General features: G+C 72.5%; 18 protein-coding genes. 10 read left to right on the plus strand and 8 right to left on the minus strand.

Going from position 1 to position 13,943, the window contains the following annotated elements; translation table 11 throughout:
- Positions 1-15: 15 nt before the first annotated feature.
- Positions 16-480, minus strand: coding sequence for a GNAT family N-acetyltransferase (locus tag ACGF0J_RS10500; protein ID WP_393144160.1), 465 nt, complete (start codon positions 478-480; stop codon positions 16-18).
- A 274-nt stretch (positions 481-754) separates the two neighbouring features.
- On the opposite strand from ACGF0J_RS10500, the gene ACGF0J_RS10505 reads away from it, so the two are divergent.
- Positions 755-1,840: an RNA-guided endonuclease InsQ/TnpB family protein gene (locus tag ACGF0J_RS10505; RefSeq protein ID WP_393144162.1), complete on the plus strand. Its 1,086-nt coding sequence runs from the start codon at positions 755-757 to the stop codon at positions 1,838-1,840.
- Between the two features lie 159 nt (positions 1,841-1,999).
- Here the strand turns inward: ACGF0J_RS10505 and ACGF0J_RS10510 are convergent, their stop codons facing one another.
- Together ACGF0J_RS10510 and ACGF0J_RS10515 are read right to left on the minus strand one after the other, a co-directional pair.
- The gene (locus tag ACGF0J_RS10510; RefSeq protein ID WP_393144164.1) at positions 2,000-2,965 is read right to left on the minus strand and encodes a hypothetical protein; all 966 of its coding nucleotides are present in this window, start codon (positions 2,963-2,965) and stop codon (positions 2,000-2,002) included.
- A gap of 31 nt (positions 2,966-2,996) precedes the next feature.
- Positions 2,997-3,464, minus strand: coding sequence for a hypothetical protein (locus ACGF0J_RS10515; protein WP_393144166.1), 468 nt, complete (start codon positions 3,462-3,464; stop codon positions 2,997-2,999).
- Between the two features lie 193 nt (positions 3,465-3,657).
- On the opposite strand from ACGF0J_RS10515, the gene ACGF0J_RS10520 reads away from it, so the two are divergent.
- The 3 genes from ACGF0J_RS10520 to ACGF0J_RS10530 are packed head-to-tail and all read left to right on the plus strand — an operon-like array spanning position 3,658 to position 6,271.
- A complete protein-coding gene (locus tag ACGF0J_RS10520) occupies positions 3,658-4,815 on the plus strand; it encodes a sensor histidine kinase (RefSeq protein ID WP_393144169.1) in 1,158 nt (385 codons plus the stop codon).
- Complete coding sequence (locus ACGF0J_RS10525; protein ID WP_393144171.1) at positions 4,806-5,447, plus strand: response regulator; 642 nt, start codon at positions 4,806-4,808, stop codon at positions 5,445-5,447. Before ACGF0J_RS10520 ends, ACGF0J_RS10525 begins: the two co-directional genes overlap by 10 nt.
- A 17-nt stretch (positions 5,448-5,464) precedes the next feature.
- Entirely contained in the window at positions 5,465-6,271 is an 807-nt protein-coding gene (locus ACGF0J_RS10530) for an MBL fold metallo-hydrolase (RefSeq protein WP_393144173.1), read from the plus strand.
- On the opposite strand, the gene ACGF0J_RS10535 is transcribed toward ACGF0J_RS10530, so the two are convergent.
- Positions 6,216-7,781 carry a sensor histidine kinase gene (locus ACGF0J_RS10535; RefSeq protein ID WP_393144175.1) on the minus strand — a complete coding sequence of 522 codons (1,566 nt, stop codon included), beginning with the start codon at positions 7,779-7,781 and terminating at the stop codon, positions 6,216-6,218. The genes ACGF0J_RS10530 and ACGF0J_RS10535 overlap by 56 nt on opposite strands.
- Entirely contained in the window at positions 7,778-8,449 is a 672-nt protein-coding gene (locus ACGF0J_RS10540; RefSeq protein WP_393144178.1) for a response regulator transcription factor, read from the minus strand. Before ACGF0J_RS10540 ends, ACGF0J_RS10535 begins: the two co-directional genes overlap by 4 nt.
- Positions 8,450-8,575: 126 nt before the next feature.
- On the opposite strand from ACGF0J_RS10540, the gene ACGF0J_RS10545 reads away from it, so the two are divergent.
- Positions 8,576-9,037, plus strand: coding sequence for a hypothetical protein (locus tag ACGF0J_RS10545; protein WP_393144180.1), 462 nt, complete (start codon positions 8,576-8,578; stop codon positions 9,035-9,037).
- A 235-nt stretch (positions 9,038-9,272) separates the two neighbouring features.
- Here the strand turns inward: ACGF0J_RS10545 and ACGF0J_RS10550 are convergent, their stop codons facing one another.
- Complete coding sequence (locus ACGF0J_RS10550) at positions 9,273-9,698, minus strand: helix-turn-helix domain-containing protein (RefSeq protein ID WP_393144182.1); 426 nt, start codon at positions 9,696-9,698, stop codon at positions 9,273-9,275.
- 122 nt (positions 9,699-9,820) lie between these two features.
- Positions 9,821-10,369, minus strand: coding sequence for a hypothetical protein (locus ACGF0J_RS10555; protein ID WP_393144184.1), 549 nt, complete (start codon positions 10,367-10,369; stop codon positions 9,821-9,823).
- A 184-nt stretch (positions 10,370-10,553) separates the two neighbouring features.
- Here ACGF0J_RS10555 and ACGF0J_RS10560 point away from each other — a divergent pair, with 184 nt between their 5' ends.
- Together ACGF0J_RS10560 and ACGF0J_RS10565 are read left to right on the plus strand one after the other, a co-directional pair.
- Complete coding sequence (locus tag ACGF0J_RS10560; protein ID WP_393144186.1) at positions 10,554-11,090, plus strand: peptidylprolyl isomerase; 537 nt, start codon at positions 10,554-10,556, stop codon at positions 11,088-11,090.
- Between the two features lie 115 nt (positions 11,091-11,205).
- A complete protein-coding gene (locus tag ACGF0J_RS10565) occupies positions 11,206-12,072 on the plus strand; it encodes a rhomboid family intramembrane serine protease (protein WP_393144188.1) in 867 nt (288 codons plus the stop codon).
- Positions 12,073-12,105: 33 nt separating this feature from the next.
- On the opposite strand, the gene ACGF0J_RS10570 is transcribed toward ACGF0J_RS10565, so the two are convergent.
- On the minus strand, positions 12,106-12,351 hold the full coding sequence (locus ACGF0J_RS10570) for a cell division protein CrgA (RefSeq protein WP_393144190.1): 246 nt from the start codon (positions 12,349-12,351) through the stop codon (positions 12,106-12,108).
- 146 nt (positions 12,352-12,497) lie between these two features.
- Here ACGF0J_RS10570 and ACGF0J_RS10575 point away from each other — a divergent pair, with 146 nt between their 5' ends.
- Genes ACGF0J_RS10575 through ACGF0J_RS10585 form a run of 3 tightly spaced genes read left to right on the plus strand, consistent with a single transcriptional unit; the run spans position 12,498 to position 13,865 of the window.
- The gene (locus ACGF0J_RS10575) at positions 12,498-13,133 is read left to right on the plus strand and encodes a class E sortase (protein WP_393144192.1); all 636 of its coding nucleotides are present in this window, start codon (positions 12,498-12,500) and stop codon (positions 13,131-13,133) included.
- Between the two features lie 4 nt (positions 13,134-13,137).
- Entirely contained in the window at positions 13,138-13,296 is a 159-nt protein-coding gene (locus ACGF0J_RS10580; RefSeq protein WP_393144194.1) for a hypothetical protein, read from the plus strand.
- On the plus strand, positions 13,293-13,865 hold the full coding sequence (locus tag ACGF0J_RS10585) for an anthranilate synthase component II (RefSeq protein ID WP_393144196.1): 573 nt from the start codon (positions 13,293-13,295) through the stop codon (positions 13,863-13,865). Before ACGF0J_RS10580 ends, ACGF0J_RS10585 begins: the two co-directional genes overlap by 4 nt.
- Positions 13,866-13,943 lie beyond the last annotated feature (78 nt).

A 13,943-nucleotide genomic window follows, 5' to 3' on the forward strand; every position in this document is an offset into this window, starting at 1 on the left:
CGCGCCGGGGGAAGCTCAGCCGAGGACGAGCATGATGTGCTCGTCCTCGCCGTGCGTGACCGTGCCGACCCGCCGGAAGCCGCACTTCTCCAGCAGCCGCACGGAGGCGGTGTTGCCGGCGAACGGGTCGGCGTGCAGCGGCCGGAGCTTCTCGCGCTCCAGGAAGAGGGTGAGGGCGACGGTGCCGATGCCGCGCCCCCAGTAGGCGCGGCCGAACCAGTAGCCGATGAAGCGCCGGTCCTGCTCCCACCAGCTCACGATGTTGCCGGCCGGCCCGCCCGCGACGAGGACCGTCTGGACGAGCACTGTCGGGTCGCCGAGGATCTTCGTCTTCCAGTGCGTCATGAATCTCTCGCGCTCGCGCGGCGCGAACCGTGACCGCCGGGTCGCCTCGGGATCCTGCTCCTGCTCGAAGAAGATCTCCAGGTCGGCCTCGGTGACATCCCTCAGCCGGACGTCGCCGCTCATTCCGGTGTCCATCAGAGCCTCCCGAGGGGACCGGCGGCTTCAGCCGCCGGGGGAATCGGGAGCGGGAGGGCCGTCAAGGCCCGGGCGTGCCGTGACCTGTCAGGTCTGCGCATCACGGGTCTCCTTCCGGTTTTGGTCGGTGCCTGTCGGTACCGTGGTCGCGTCGTTACCGAGCGTGGGAGGTGGGTGTGCGCAGGTCGTTCAAGTTCCTGCTGCGTCCCACCAGCAGGCAGGCCGCCGCGCTCGCGCGTGCCTGGAGGATCACCGGCAGCTGTACAACGCCGCGTTGGAGCACCGGCGCACCGCCTACGCCAGGGCCGGGGTGAGTGTCCGCTACGGCGATCAGTCGGCGGAGTTGAAGCACATCCGCGCCGACGATCCCGATGGTCAGGGCCGGTGGTCGTTCTCCTCCCAGCAGGCCACGCTGCGACGGCTCGACAAGGCGTTCCGGGCGTTCTTCGACCGCGTCAAGGCCGGGCGCACGCCGGGGTTCCCGCGTTTCAAGGGGCGGGGCCGGTTCGACACGGTGCAGTGGCCGAAGGACGGCGACGGCTGCCGGTGGGACTCCCGACCCGAGCATCCGGCCGCCACGTTCGTGCGCCTTCAGGGCGTCGGACACGTCCGGGTGCACCAGCACCGCCCGGTCAAGGGCCGGGTGAAGACGATCAGCGTCAAGCGTGAAGGCCGCCGCTGGTACGTGGTGCTGTCGTGTGACGATGTGCCCGCGCAGCCGCTGCCCGCCACGGGTGCGGTCGCGGGGATCGACCTGGGTGTCGCCTCGCTGGTCACGACCAGCGACGGCCACCACATCGACAACCAGCGGCACCTGGCCGCCTGCGCCGGCCGTCTCGCATCGGCCCAGCGCGATCTCGCCAGGAAGAAGCGGGGCTCCAAGCGCCGCCGTAAGGCCGTGGCCCGGGTGGCGGCGTTGCACGCCAAGGTGCGCCGCCAGCGGATCGACGGCGCGCACAAGGCCGCCTTGGCCCTGGTCCGTGGCTACGACGTGATCGTGCACGAGGACCTGCGGATCGCGAACATGACCCGCTCGGCGTCCGGCACGATCGACGCGCCCGGCCGTAACGTCGCGCAGAAAGCCGGGCTCAACCGTTCGATTCTCGACGCGGGTTGGGGGGTGTTCCTGACGATCCTCGCGCACAAGGCTGAAAGCGCCGGTCGAGAACTGATCGCAGTCGATCCCCGCAACACCTCCCGCACCTGCGCCCGCTGCGGGCACGTGGCGAAGGACAACCGCCTCACCCAGGCCGCGTTCGCCTGTACGGCGTGCGGACACACCGCGCACGCCGACGTGAACGCGGCGACCAACATCCTCAGGGCAGGGCTTGCCCTTCGCCAGGCCACCCAAGCGGCTTAGCGAGAAGCCGCTTCCTTCAGGGAGCGGAGGAGTCACGCCACCGCAGTCTGGCATCCGGAACCGACAGTCCGAGAAGGGCCGAGCGAGGCGATGATCGCAGACGTGCGGAGCCTGCCGCGGACCGGCCTCGACGTGATGACCACCCGGCGCTGGACGGCGCTACGGGTGCGGCACACCGGCCGGTGCCCAGACCGAGGCAGGCGTGAGGTAGGGGCGCAGCAGCGCGGTCAGCTCCGGGTCGCCCCGGCCGCGCAGCTCGTCCTCGGCGATCCTGCGGGCGGCTCCGGCCAGCAGGTCCGCCACCTGGACCCGCGGGTCCGTGCGGGAGTCGACGAGCCGCAGGCCCGCCAGCGACGCGCCCAGCCGCGCCTTGAGCCGGGCGATGCGCTCGTCGGTGAGCAGGGTCTGCCGGTCGTGCACGATCGACACCGGCCGCCCGGCCGCGCCCCAGTGGGCGACGGCCCCGGCGATGGCCGGGATGAGCGGGTCGAGCGGGGGCAGCGCGGGCGGCCGGTCGCCGGCGAGCAGCGCCTCCACGGCCGGCCTCGTCCGCTGCAACTCGCCGAGGACGTCCCGCAACCGGCCCGGCGGAGCGGCCCGGAGCAACACGGCGAGCAGGTCGAAGGCCGGGCCGGGGTCGGTGACCGGGACGCGGCCGTTGCGACCGCGCAGCAGGCCGGTGAAGGCTGCCAGGAACGTGTCCCACGGCTCCGGCCCGAACGTGCGCGGCCCCTCGCGGTACAGGAACCCGGCCAGCTCCGGCCCCGCCGCGAGCAGGTCGGCGAGCCTGTCGGCCGCGAACAGCGCCTTGTCGATCAGCAGCACGTGGGCGTTGCCGAGGAGCGGCCCGGCCGGGCCGAGCATCCACTTCAGCGCCTCGCGGTGCTTGCTGCGACGGAGGATGCCGGACTTGTACTCCACGGTCGGGGAGGGAGCCCGGGCGCGGACGTGGTCGAGGCAGCTCGCCGCCGCCGCGTGGCTCAGGTGGACGCCCGCGTGCGCGAACACGGCCGTGTTGCCGCCGATGAGCTTCTCGCCCTCGGAGCCTGACTCGTCGCAGGCGATCTCGATGAGGCCTCCCGGGGTGGGCGCGGTTTCCGCCGTCCAGTCTGGCAAGGCGCGCACGGGAAGCTCAACGACATTTCGGCCGGCCCGTTCAGAGGAACCGCTTGAGGCTGAACCTGCGTACCTGGAGGGGGACCGCGTACCGGCTGATCACCTTGCGGTGGCTGACGCGGGTCCGCTTGTCGATCGTGACCTTCACGCACGTGAGGTGGACCACGTGGTGGCCGAGCGGGGCGTAGTACGAGATGCCGACGCTCCGGCGGCCGAGACCCCGGTCGGACAGGCCCAGCCCCACCTCCCGGTACAGCCGGGCCGAGCCCTTCAGCCGGAACGCGGTCGAGCCGATGAGCGCGTGGTTCGCCGCCGTCGGGCAGTGCACGAAGATCCGTACGACGTCGTTCTGGCGCGGGTGTTGCGGCATGACCAGCAGGGACGTGCGTTGCTTCCACCCGTCGGACGGCGGGTCGCCGCGCCCGCCCGGGACCGGCCGCGCGTGGGCCGGGACGCCGGGGCCCAGCAACGAGGCGATGGCCACCACCATGGCCGCGACCGAGCGCATGTGTGTCCTCCTGCCGGACGGGCGGCGTGTTCGCACCCGGGCAGGCCAGGTGGCTCCCTCCCATTGTGGTGATCGAGCCGCACCGGGCCACGCGCCACGCCCTACGGCGGACCGGGGGAGCACCGGGCGCGGGCTGGAAAGGTGAACCCAGCACTACTGACCGCCCGCCACACCTGCGGATAGTGTCGCCGGCGTGCTCAACGGGACCGCGCTGGAAGCGCTCACCGAGCGGCCGATCCGCTTCCTGCGGTCGCCCTGGCCGTGGCGGTCGGCGGCGTACCTGCTGGCCGGCACGCTCGTCGGGCCCGCCGTCGCGGTGCCGGTGGCGGTGCTGGCCGCGGAGGAGTCCACGGTGGCGGTGGTGGCCGCCGTCGCCGTGGGGGTGGCGGCGACGCCGGTGCTGGGCAGGTTCGAGAGGTGGCGGCTGCGGCTGGTGGACGGCCTGCCGCTGCCCGTCACGCCCCACCGCCGGTGGCGCGAGGCCGCTCTGGGCGCGGTCACGATGCTCGCGCTGTGGTGGATCGACCTGGTGATGCTGGCCGTCACCGTCGCGGGGCCCGCCCTGCTCGTCATGTCGCCCGTCGTGCAGCCCACCGGCCATCCCGCCGCCATGGCCGCGGCCTCGGCGGCGGGCGTCCTGCTGCTGCCCGTCGCCGCGTACACGATCACCGCCTGGGCGGGCGCGCGGGCGGGGATGGCGCGGGCCGTCCTCGCCCCGGAGTCGTCGGAGTTGCGTGAGGTGAGGCGTTCGCGCGCCCGCCTGGTCGACGCGTTCGAGCTGGAACGGCGTCGCATCGAGCGTGACCTGCACGACGGGGCGCAGCAACGGCTGGTCGCGCTGACCATGAGCCTCGGCATGGCCAAGCTCGACGTGCCCGCCGACACGCCGGTGGGCAGGCTGGTCGGCCTGGCTCACGACGAGGCCAAGCAGGCGCTGGCCGAGCTGCGTGAACTGATCAGGGGCGTGCACCCGCAGGTGCTCACCGACCGGGGTCTGCCGGCCGCCGTACGCGACGTGGCGGGGCGCTCGCCCGTGCCGGTGGAGGTGGACCTGCCGTTCGCCGGGCGGCTGCCCGCGAGCGTGGAGGTCACCGCCTACTACGTGGTCAGCGAGGCGCTCGCGAACGTTGCCAAGCACAGCCGGGCCACGCGGGCCACGGTCCGCGGCCGGGTCAGGGACGAGACGCTCCTGCTGGAGATCCACGACGACGGCCGGGGCGGCGCCGATCCCGCGGGGGGCACCGGTCTGACCGGGCTGGCCGACCGGCTCGCCGTGGTCGGCGGGAGACTGTCGCTGTCGAGCCCGGCGGGCGGGCCGACCCGGATGAGAGTGGAGATCCCGTGCGGGTAGTGATCGCCGAGGACGCCGTCCTGCTGCGCGAGGGGCTGGCCGGGCTGCTCGACCGGTTCGGCCACACCGTGCTCGCCTCGGTGGGCGACGCGCCGGCGCTGGTCGAGGCGGTGGCCGAGCACCGGCCCGACGCGGTGGTGACCGACGTCCGGATGCCGCCCGGCTTCACCGACGAAGGGCTGCGCGCCGCCCTGGAGCTGCGCGCCCGTCACCCGGACCTGGCCGTGCTCGTGCTCAGCCAGTACGTCGAGCAGACCTACGCCGCCGAACTGCTCGACTCGGGCGGCGGCGCCGGGATCGGCTATCTGCTCAAGGACCGCATCGGCGACGTGCGGGAGTTCGTCGACGCGCTGGACCGGGTGGCGCGGGGCGGCACGGTCGTCGACCCCGAGGTGGTGCGGCAGCTCCTGCGCCGCCGGCGCGACCCGCTCGGCCGGCTCACCCCGCGTGAGCAGGAGGTGCTCGCGCTCATCGCGGAGGGCCGGGCGAACGCCGCGATCGCCCGCGAGCTGTTCGTCACCGAGGCGGCCGTGGCCAAGCACATCGCCGGCATCTTCACCAAGCTCGACCTGCCGCCCGCCGCCGACGGGCACCGTCGGGTGCTCGCCGTCCTCGCCTACCTCAGGAAGTGATTGGGTAAAGTTCGTCCATGAACGAGCGGTGGCGTGAGGTGGGTGACCGGGTCTACGTCCGGCGGCACAGGTCCTTCGACCTGAACGTCGGCCTGGTCGTGGGCGATGACCACTGCCTGGTCATCGACACCCGCATGTCCCACCGGGAGGCCGCCGACCTGATCGAGGCGATCCGCACGATCACCTCCAGCCCGTGGACCGTCGTCAACACCCACGCCCACTTCGACCACTGCTTCGGCAACGCGCTGTTCCGTCCGGCCGAGATCTGGGGCCACGTCCGGTGCGCCGAGGAGATCGAGGACTACGGCGAGCAGACGCGGGCCGGAGTGATCGGCCGCCTGCCGGAGGCCCGGCGCAAGGAGGTCGAGGAGGTGTCGCTGACCGCCCCCGACCAGACGTTCACCACGGCCGCCACCCTCGACATCGGCGGCCGGACCGTGCACCTGCGTCACTTCGGCCTCGGCCACAGCAGCAACGACGTCGTCATCCACGTCCCCGACGCCGGTGTCGTCTTCGCCGGTGACCTGGTGGAGGAGGGCGCGCCTCCGGCGTTCGGCGACTCCTACCCGCTCGACTGGCCCCTGACGACCGCGGCCATGCTGGCCGAGCTGCCGGGCGAGGTGATCGTGCCCGGCCACGGCCGGGTGGTGGATCGGGCGTTCGCCGAGGAGCAGCGGGCCGAGCTGGCCGAGGTGGCCGACCTGGCGCGGCAGGCGCACGTCGAGGGTCTGCGCGGCCTGATTCACCGGTTCCCCTATCCGGAGGACGTCACCCATCAGGTGATCGAGCGGGCCTTCCTGCAGCTCGACGCCCAGCTCGCCTGACCGCGGACCGCTGCACGCCGGTGGCGGCCGCCGAAGGGGCGGATCCGGCAGCGGGCCCGGCAGCGGGCCCGGCAGCGGGCCCGGCGGCGGGCTTGGCGGCGGGCAAGGCGGCGGGCAAGGCGGCCGCGGGGAAGGTGGCGGGCAAGGCGGCCGCGGGGAAGGTGGCGGCGAAGCCGCCGTCCACCGCCGCCAGGGTGCCGCCGTGCAGCGTGGCGATGTCGCGGGCGATCGGCAGGCCGAGCCCCGCGCCGCCCGCGTCCCTGGCCCGCGCCTCGTCCAGCCTGGTGAACCGGCCGAACACCGCCTCCCGCTGCTCCGGCGGCACCCCCGGCCCGTCGTCGAACACCTCCAGCACCGCCTGCCCGTCCTCCGCCCGGACCCGGACCTCGACGCGGCCGGTCGCGTGCCGTACGGCGTTGTCGACCAGGTTGGTCACCAGGCGGGCCAGGTGGCCGCGGGAGCCCAGCACCACCACGTCGGGCTCGACGTCCAGCTCCAGCCGCACCTCGGGGCGGCGTCCGGCGCGCACCGCCTCCTCGGCGGCGACCTGCCCGAGGTCGAGGTCGTCGGCGCGCAGCGGCTCGCCCGCGTCCAGCCTGGCCAGCAGGAGCAGGTCGCCGGCCAGGGCCTGGAGGCGTTCGACGTCGGCCAGCGCCTCCTTCGTCAGCTCGTTCGGCCGGGCGAGTTCCAGCCGGGCCCGCAGGGTCGCGATCGGGCTGCGCAGCTCGTGCGCGGCGTCGGCGACGAACCTCTTGTGCCGTTCCACGGCCGTCTCCAGCCGGTCGAGCGTGCCGTTCACGGTGGTGGCCAGCGCGGCGATCTCGTCGCCGGATCTGGGTACGGGCACGCGCTGGTGCAGGTCGCGGGCTGTGATGTCGGCGACCTTGGCCCGGATCGCGGCGACGGGCGCGAGTGCCCGGCCGACCGCCAGCCACGTCATCCCGGCCACCACGAGCAGCAGCGCGGGCACCCCCGGCAGCAGCACTCCGTACAGCGTCGCGAGCGCCTGCCGGGTGCTCTCCAGCGATACCCGCGCCCAGACTGTGGCCTGCCCCGACCGGGTGGCGACGTCCAGGGCGGCCACGGCGTAGTCGTCCGACTCGGCCCAGTTCACCGCCGGGACGGCGGTGGTGGCGACCAGCACGTCGGCGCCGACGACCTCCCGCACCCGGCGGGCGCTCCCCGGCTCGTCCCCGACGGGGGCGACGGGCTCGGCGCGGCCGCTGGGGGCGTCGGCGCGGGTGACGATCGTGTCGCTCGGCGCCACCGCCGCCACCAGGGAAGCCGACTCCACGGCCAGGACGGCCTCGCCCCGCTGCACGTACGGGACCGCCGCCACGGCCCGCCGGGCCGCCTCACTGCCGGCCGCCGACTCCAGGCTGCCCCGCAGCGCCGTGACCAGGACGACCGCCGTCACCGCCAGTGCCAGCGCCACGATCAGCGTCGCCGCCAGGGTGGCGCGCAGCCGTACCGACGACAACCCGTCCGCCACCGCGGTCCGCATGCTCATCTCGCCTCCAGCCGGTAGCCCGCTCCGCGTACGGTGACCAGCGTCGTACGGCCGAACGGCTGGTCGATCTTGCGGCGCAGGGCGCTGATGTAGACCTCGACGATGTTCGGGTCGCCGTCGTAGCTGAAGTCCCACGCCTGCGCCAGCAGCTCGCTCTTGGACACCACCTCCCCGGCCCGCCGGGCGAGCCCGTGCAGCACCGCGAACTCCTTCGGCGTCAGCGCGATGTCCACCTCACCCCGGCGGCAGCGCAGCCCGGCCGGGTCGAGCACCAGGTCGCCCACCGTGATGGACACCGGTCGCTCCCGGCCGCCGCGCCGGACGAGGGCGCGCAGCCGGGCCAGGAGCACCACGTACGAGAACGGTTTGGTCAGGTAGTCGTCGGCGCCCGTGTCGAGCGCCTCGGCCTCGTCGTGGATTCCGTCCTTGGCGGTGAGCATCATGATCGGCGTCCAGTTGCCGGCCTCGCGCAGCCGCGCGCAGACCGTGTAGCCGTTCATCCGGGGCAGCATCACGTCGAGGACGATCACGTCGTAGGAGTTCTCGGTGGCCATCCACAGGCCGTCGCGCCCGTCGTGGGCCACGTCCACCGCGAACCCCTCGCCCGCGAGCCCGCCCTTGACCAGCTCGGCCAGCCGCCGTTCGTCCTCCACCAGTAGCACGCGCACGCCGACCAGAGTGGCGCATCGCACCTAAAGCCAACCTGAAGATCATTTCGGCTGTCTTCAGGATCGCTTCAGGTGCGGCACGTCAGCCTCAGGGTCGTCAGATCATCTTTTTCGAAGGAGACACGCATGTTCAAACGGCGTATCGCGGTCCTGGGCGCGGTGGGGGTTCTCGTGCTGACGGGCCTGGCCGGGTCGGCGCTGGCCGACGAGACCCCGGCCCCGGCGGACTCGAAAATCGTCTGCAAGACGAGCGACGGCAAGGTCATCGAGTTCTCCGGGCGGGTCGGGGCCATCAAGGGGCCGGACGGTGAGACCCTCGTGGCCTGGGCCGAACCGCTCGCCGACGGCGACGTGGTCCGCGCCTCCGAGCTGGAGCGGGGCGTGGCGCATGCCGTCAAGGCCTCGGACATCGGGGTGCCGGAACAGGCTGGCAGGGCCGTGCCGGCCGAGCCCGCCGTCGGCCCCGACGGCAAGCCCCTCCCCGCCGTCGGCCCCGACGGCAAGCCGCGCGTCGCCGGGGCGGACCCCGACGGCAGGCCCCTCCCCGTGCCGCAGGGCGCCGAGACCATCACCTGCTCCGCCGAGTAGCGGCCCGTACGCCTGCCGGACGACCGGGGCCTCCGGCAGGCGCCTCCCGCCGAGCCCCGCCCCGGCGTCCCTCGGCCATCCCGCCCGCCTGCCCGCCGCCCCGGCGGCGCCCCGAGGCGGGCGGTGGGGTGCCGGGCCCCGCGACGGCGGGTCTGCTGGGAAGCGAGCCAACCGGCCACGAGCCGTCAGCGGTCGCGCGGGATCCGGGCACTCGCGGGCGAGATCGACACGGAGGTCACCGCGACTCGTCCACCAGGGTGTCGATGACTCTGAGCAGTTCGGCCGTGCCGGTGAGCCCGCCCACGAAGATGATCTTGAGGTTGGCCCGCTCCTCGTCGTAGACCGTCTCCACCCGCAGGCGCTCACCGTCGCGTGGCCGGCCGGTGGCGACCGCGATGACCGTGTTGGTCAGCCGCATGGTCGCCTCGCGGTCGATCGCGTCGACCTGCACGATGGCCGACACCTCCGCGTGGCCGCCGGTCGCGGTGGGCGGCGACACGGGGCGGCCGAGGAAGGCTTCGAGGTCGGCACGGGTGACCCGGTACTGCTTGCCGATGCGGGTGGCCTTGAGCTTGCCGTCCCGCACATAGGAGCGGACGGTCCGTACGTGCAGGTCGAGCAGCTCCGCGACCTGGTCGACCGAGTAGTACTGCTGTGGCACCCCAGGAGGCTACCCTGCGATTCCCTATGGGTCCACACGTCAGGGAGCGATAGGGAGTGTTCGGCGGGTCCAGGAACGCGAAAGTGCGCCCCCCGTTCCCAGGGGGCGCACTCCGCTCCGGATCACTGCATCTTCCGGGACGCCTCATCCGCCTTCTCGGACACCGTGGAGGCCGTCCGGTCGGTGGACTCGACGGTCTGGTCCGACTTCTCGCTGATCCAGCGCGACGCGTCGGAGGCGGAGTCCTTCATCTGCTCGGTCCACTGCTGGGCGTTACGGCGATATGCCATGTAGCCCATCGCGCCCACAGCGATCCCGGTGATCAGGACCATGACCGGCCAGCGCCGCGACTTGGCGGGCGTCGGGTCGATCCGGTCGGCTGCCGCCGTCAGCATCGAGCTGACCTTGGGGGCGAGCTGCTCTTCCACCCGGTGAGCCGCGTCCTCCAGCATCGGGGCGGCCCAGTAGCGGGCATCCTCGATGCGGTGGTGGGCGGCTATCCGTGCCTGCTCGGCGGCTATCCGAGCCTGCTCGGCCGCGATCCGGGCCTGACCCGCGGCCAACCTGGCCTGGGCTCTCGCCTGGGCGGTCACCGGGGTCATGCGCTGGCCGGTCCTAGCGGCCTGGGCCTTCATCCGGCCCATCCACGTGGCGGGAACCTGAATGGCCACGCGGCGTTTTCTCAGTGTCAGGGACACGTCAACCTCCCCTGTTGTTGGGGCCCCGAGCCTGACCTTCCCGGTACAAGGCGGCTCAATCACGGTCGTCGTGGGAGGATGAGGGGCGGCGGCCGAACGGCCATTCGCATCAAAAGAGCACAAACCGACCCTGTACCTAGAGGGGGGCAGCTGTCTCGTGGCTGAGAAGCTGATCGCAAACCTGCAGACCAATCACGGCATCATCAAGGTCGAACTCTTCCCCAACCAGGCTCCCAAGACGGTCCGCAACTTCGTGGAGCTCGCCGAGGGCGCCCGCGAGTGGACGCACCCGGGCACCGGCGAGAAGAGCACCGGCCGCTACTACGACGGCACCATCTTCCACCGGGTGATCTCCGGCTTCATGATCCAGGGTGGTGACCCGCTCGGCCAGGGCGTCGGCGGCCCCGGCTACGAGTTCGACGACGAGATCCACCCCGACCTCTACTTCAACCGCCCCTACCTGCTCGCCATGGCCAACGCCGGCGTCCGTTTCGGCAAGGGCACCAACGGCTCGCAGTTCTTCATCACGGTCGTGCCGACGCCGCACCTCAACGGGCGCCACACGATCTTCGGTGAGGTCGTCGAGGGGCAGGACGTCGTCGACTCCATCGCCAAGACGCCGACCGCGCGGGGCGACCGGCCGGTCGAGGACGTGGTGCTCCAGTCGGTCACCATCGACCGCGTCCAGGGCTGACCTCGTCCGCACCGGGGGCGGGCCGCGGCGTCCGCCCGCCCACCTGTGCGTCTCCTCACGGCGGAGCCGCACGCGGACGGACGCGGCAGGGGGCGCGAGGAATTAGGCTGCGGGCATGACCAGCCAGCCGCCCAGCTCGCCACTGCCCCCGGAGCAGCCCGCGGAAGCGGTGCCGACCTGCTACCGGCACCCCGACAGGGAGACCTGGGTCCGCTGCCAGCGCTGTGATCGCCCGATCTGTCCCGACTGCATGCGCGACGCCGCGGTCGGCTTCCAGTGCCCCGAGTGCGTGGCCGAGGGCAACAAGGGCATCCGCCAGGCGAAGTCGACGTTCGGCGGCTCGGTGGTCCGCACGCCCTACGTGACGTGGACCATCCTGGCGGTCAACGTGCTCGTCTTCGGCGCCCAGCAACTGATCGGCGGCAGGGTCATCAGCGAGCTGGCCATGTGGCCCGCCGGGGTGGCGGCGGGTGAGTACCACCGGCTCATCACCGCCGCGGTGGTGCACGGCGGGATCTTCCACATCCTCTTCAACTCCTGGGCCCTCTACGTCGTCGGCCCCTACCTGGAGCGAGCCTTCGGGCACGCCCGCTACCTGGCCCTCTACGTGCTGAGCGCACTGGGCGGCTCGGTGCTCGGCCTGTGGTTCGACCCGGTCATGCAGCCGTCGGTCGGCGCGTCGGGCGCCATCTTCGGCCTGTTCGGCGCGATCTTCGTGGTCAGCCGCCGCCTGAACATGGACGTGCGCGGCATCGCCGTGCTCATCGGCATCAACCTGCTGATCACGTTCGTGGTGCCCAACATCAGCTGGACCGGCCACATCGGAGGCCTGGTGACCGGCGCGGCGGTGGCCGCCGCCCTGGCCTACGCGCCCAAGGGCAACCGCACCCTCTGGCAGGTGGCAGCGCTCGGCGGAGCGCTGGCCATCCTGCTGGCGCTCATCTTCGTCAGGACGGGGGCCATCCTGGCTTCGCTGGCCTGATTCCCCAGGGTGTGGAAAAAGCTGTGGAAAGAACTAACGCCAGCGGGTGGAAAGCACCACACCGAAGATGATGAAAACAAACCCGATGAGCAGATTCCACTGGCCGAGGGGGCCGAGGAACGGCGCGTTGGGGGCGACGTACCAGGCGGCGATCCACAGGATGCCGATGATCCAGGCCGCCACCATGGTCGGCGCCAGCCAGCGGGGGCTGACCTTGACCTGCTGCGACTTCTGCGGCGGGGTGTAGACCGCCTTCTTCCGCGTCTTCGACTTGGGCACTTGGACCACTCCTGCTGGGGGCCTGGGCATCCGGATCGTCCACAGGCTCTTCGTTAAGCGTAATTGAAGCGGGGCCCAGGATAGTCGCCACGCGCACGTCCTGGCGATCCCCGGCAGCCGGCCCGGCCACGCCTACGCTACGAAGAGTGAGGGCCATATGGCGGACCGTGGGCGAGTTGAGCATCACCGCGGGCCTGATACTGCTGCTGTTCTGCGCCTACCTGCTCTGGGGCACCGGCGCCTACACCGATCGCCACCAGCCGCTCCTGCAGGAGGAGCTGGCCCGCGAGCTGGCGGGCGGGCCGCGGCTGGCCGAGGACAGGCGCCTCGGCAGGGTCCGGCTGGGCGGGGCCGTGGCGCTGCTGCGCATCCCCAGGCTGGGCGCCGGCTACCGGTACGCCGTGATCGAGGGCGTCAGCCCCGAGCACCTGAAGAAGGGGCCGGGCCACTACCCCGGCACCGCCCTGCCCGGCCAGGTCGGCAACTTCGTCGTCTCCGGCCACCGCACCACCTACGGGGCGCCGTTCAACGAGATCGACAAGCTGGACCCCGGCGACGAGATCGTCGTCGACGCCCGCGAGGCACGCTACACCTACCGCGTCACCCGGCAGCGCGTCGTCCTGCCGACGGCGCTGGAGGTGGTGGCGCCCGTGCCCGGCAAGCCGGGACGCCGGCCGCGCAAGGCCACCATCACGCTGACCACCTGCCACCCTGAATACTCGGCCGCCCAGCGGCTCATCGTGCACGGCGTGCTGGCCAGGACCGAGCTGAGAGAGGAATGATCGCATGTACGGCTGGCTCTGGCGCAGGCTGCCGGGCAACACCGTCGTCAGGCTGCTGACGGCCACCGTGCTGGTCGCCGTCGCGGCGGCCGTACTCTGGTATGGCGTGTTCCCGCTGCTCGAACCCCTGGTGACGCTCGACGAGGTGACCGTAACCCGATGACCGCCGTGCTGGTGGTGGACAACCACGACAGCTTCGTCCACACCATCGTGCAATACCTGCGCGAGCTGGGCGCCACCTGTGACGTCCGCCCGCGCGACGAGGTCGTGGTGTCCGACGCCGACCACTTCGACGGCGTCCTCGTCAGCCCGGGCCCCGGCACCCCCGAGGCGGCGGGCGTCAGCGTCCCCCTCGTCCACCACGCCGCCCGGCACCGCCTGCCGCTGCTCGGCGTCTGCCTCGGGCACCAGGCCATCGCCGTCGCCTACGGCGCCACCGTCTCGCGGGCGCCCGAGCTGGTCCACGGCTTCACCAGCGACATCGTCCACGACGGCAAGGGCGTGTTCGCCGCGCTGCCGTCGCCGGTGCCGATGACCCGCTACCACTCGCTCGCCGTGCGCCCCGAGACCGTGCCCCCGGAGCTGCGGGTGACCGCCCGCACCGCCGACGGGGTCGTGATGGGCCTGCGCCACCGCGACCTGCCCATCGAGGGCGTCCAGTTCCACCCCGAGTCCGTGCTGTCCCGGCACGGTCACCGGCTGCTCGCCAACTGGCTGGACGGCATCCTGTAACGCCCGCTTCGCCCCGGACGACACACGTATGAACGTCCCCGCCGTTGCCCCCGAGCGGCGGGGACGTTCGACGTGCCG

The sequence above is a fragment of the Nonomuraea sp. NPDC047897 genome, assembly GCF_043204415.1.
In the GTDB taxonomy this organism is placed as follows: domain Bacteria; phylum Actinomycetota; class Actinomycetes; order Streptosporangiales; family Streptosporangiaceae; genus Nonomuraea.

Excerpts from the sequence above, each read along its gene's own strand:
- ACGF0J_RS10500 (WP_393144160.1), bottom strand. The coding sequence starts at position 480 with ATGGACACCGGAATGAGCGGCGACGTCCGGCTGAGGGATGTCACCGAG.
- ACGF0J_RS10515 (WP_393144166.1), bottom strand. The coding sequence starts at position 3,464 with ATGCGCTCGGTCGCGGCCATGGTGGTGGCCATCGCCTCGTTGCTGGGC.
- ACGF0J_RS10530 (WP_393144173.1), top strand. The coding sequence starts at position 5,465 with ATGAACGAGCGGTGGCGTGAGGTGGGTGACCGGGTCTACGTCCGGCGG.
- ACGF0J_RS10535 (WP_393144175.1), bottom strand. The coding sequence starts at position 7,781 with ATGAGCATGCGGACCGCGGTGGCGGACGGGTTGTCGTCGGTACGGCTG.
- ACGF0J_RS10545 (WP_393144180.1), top strand. The coding sequence starts at position 8,576 with ATGTTCAAACGGCGTATCGCGGTCCTGGGCGCGGTGGGGGTTCTCGTG.
- ACGF0J_RS10565 (WP_393144188.1), top strand. The coding sequence starts at position 11,206 with ATGACCAGCCAGCCGCCCAGCTCGCCACTGCCCCCGGAGCAGCCCGCG.
- ACGF0J_RS10580 (WP_393144194.1), top strand. The coding sequence starts at position 13,138 with ATGTACGGCTGGCTCTGGCGCAGGCTGCCGGGCAACACCGTCGTCAGG.
- ACGF0J_RS10585 (WP_393144196.1), top strand. The coding sequence starts at position 13,293 with ATGACCGCCGTGCTGGTGGTGGACAACCACGACAGCTTCGTCCACACC.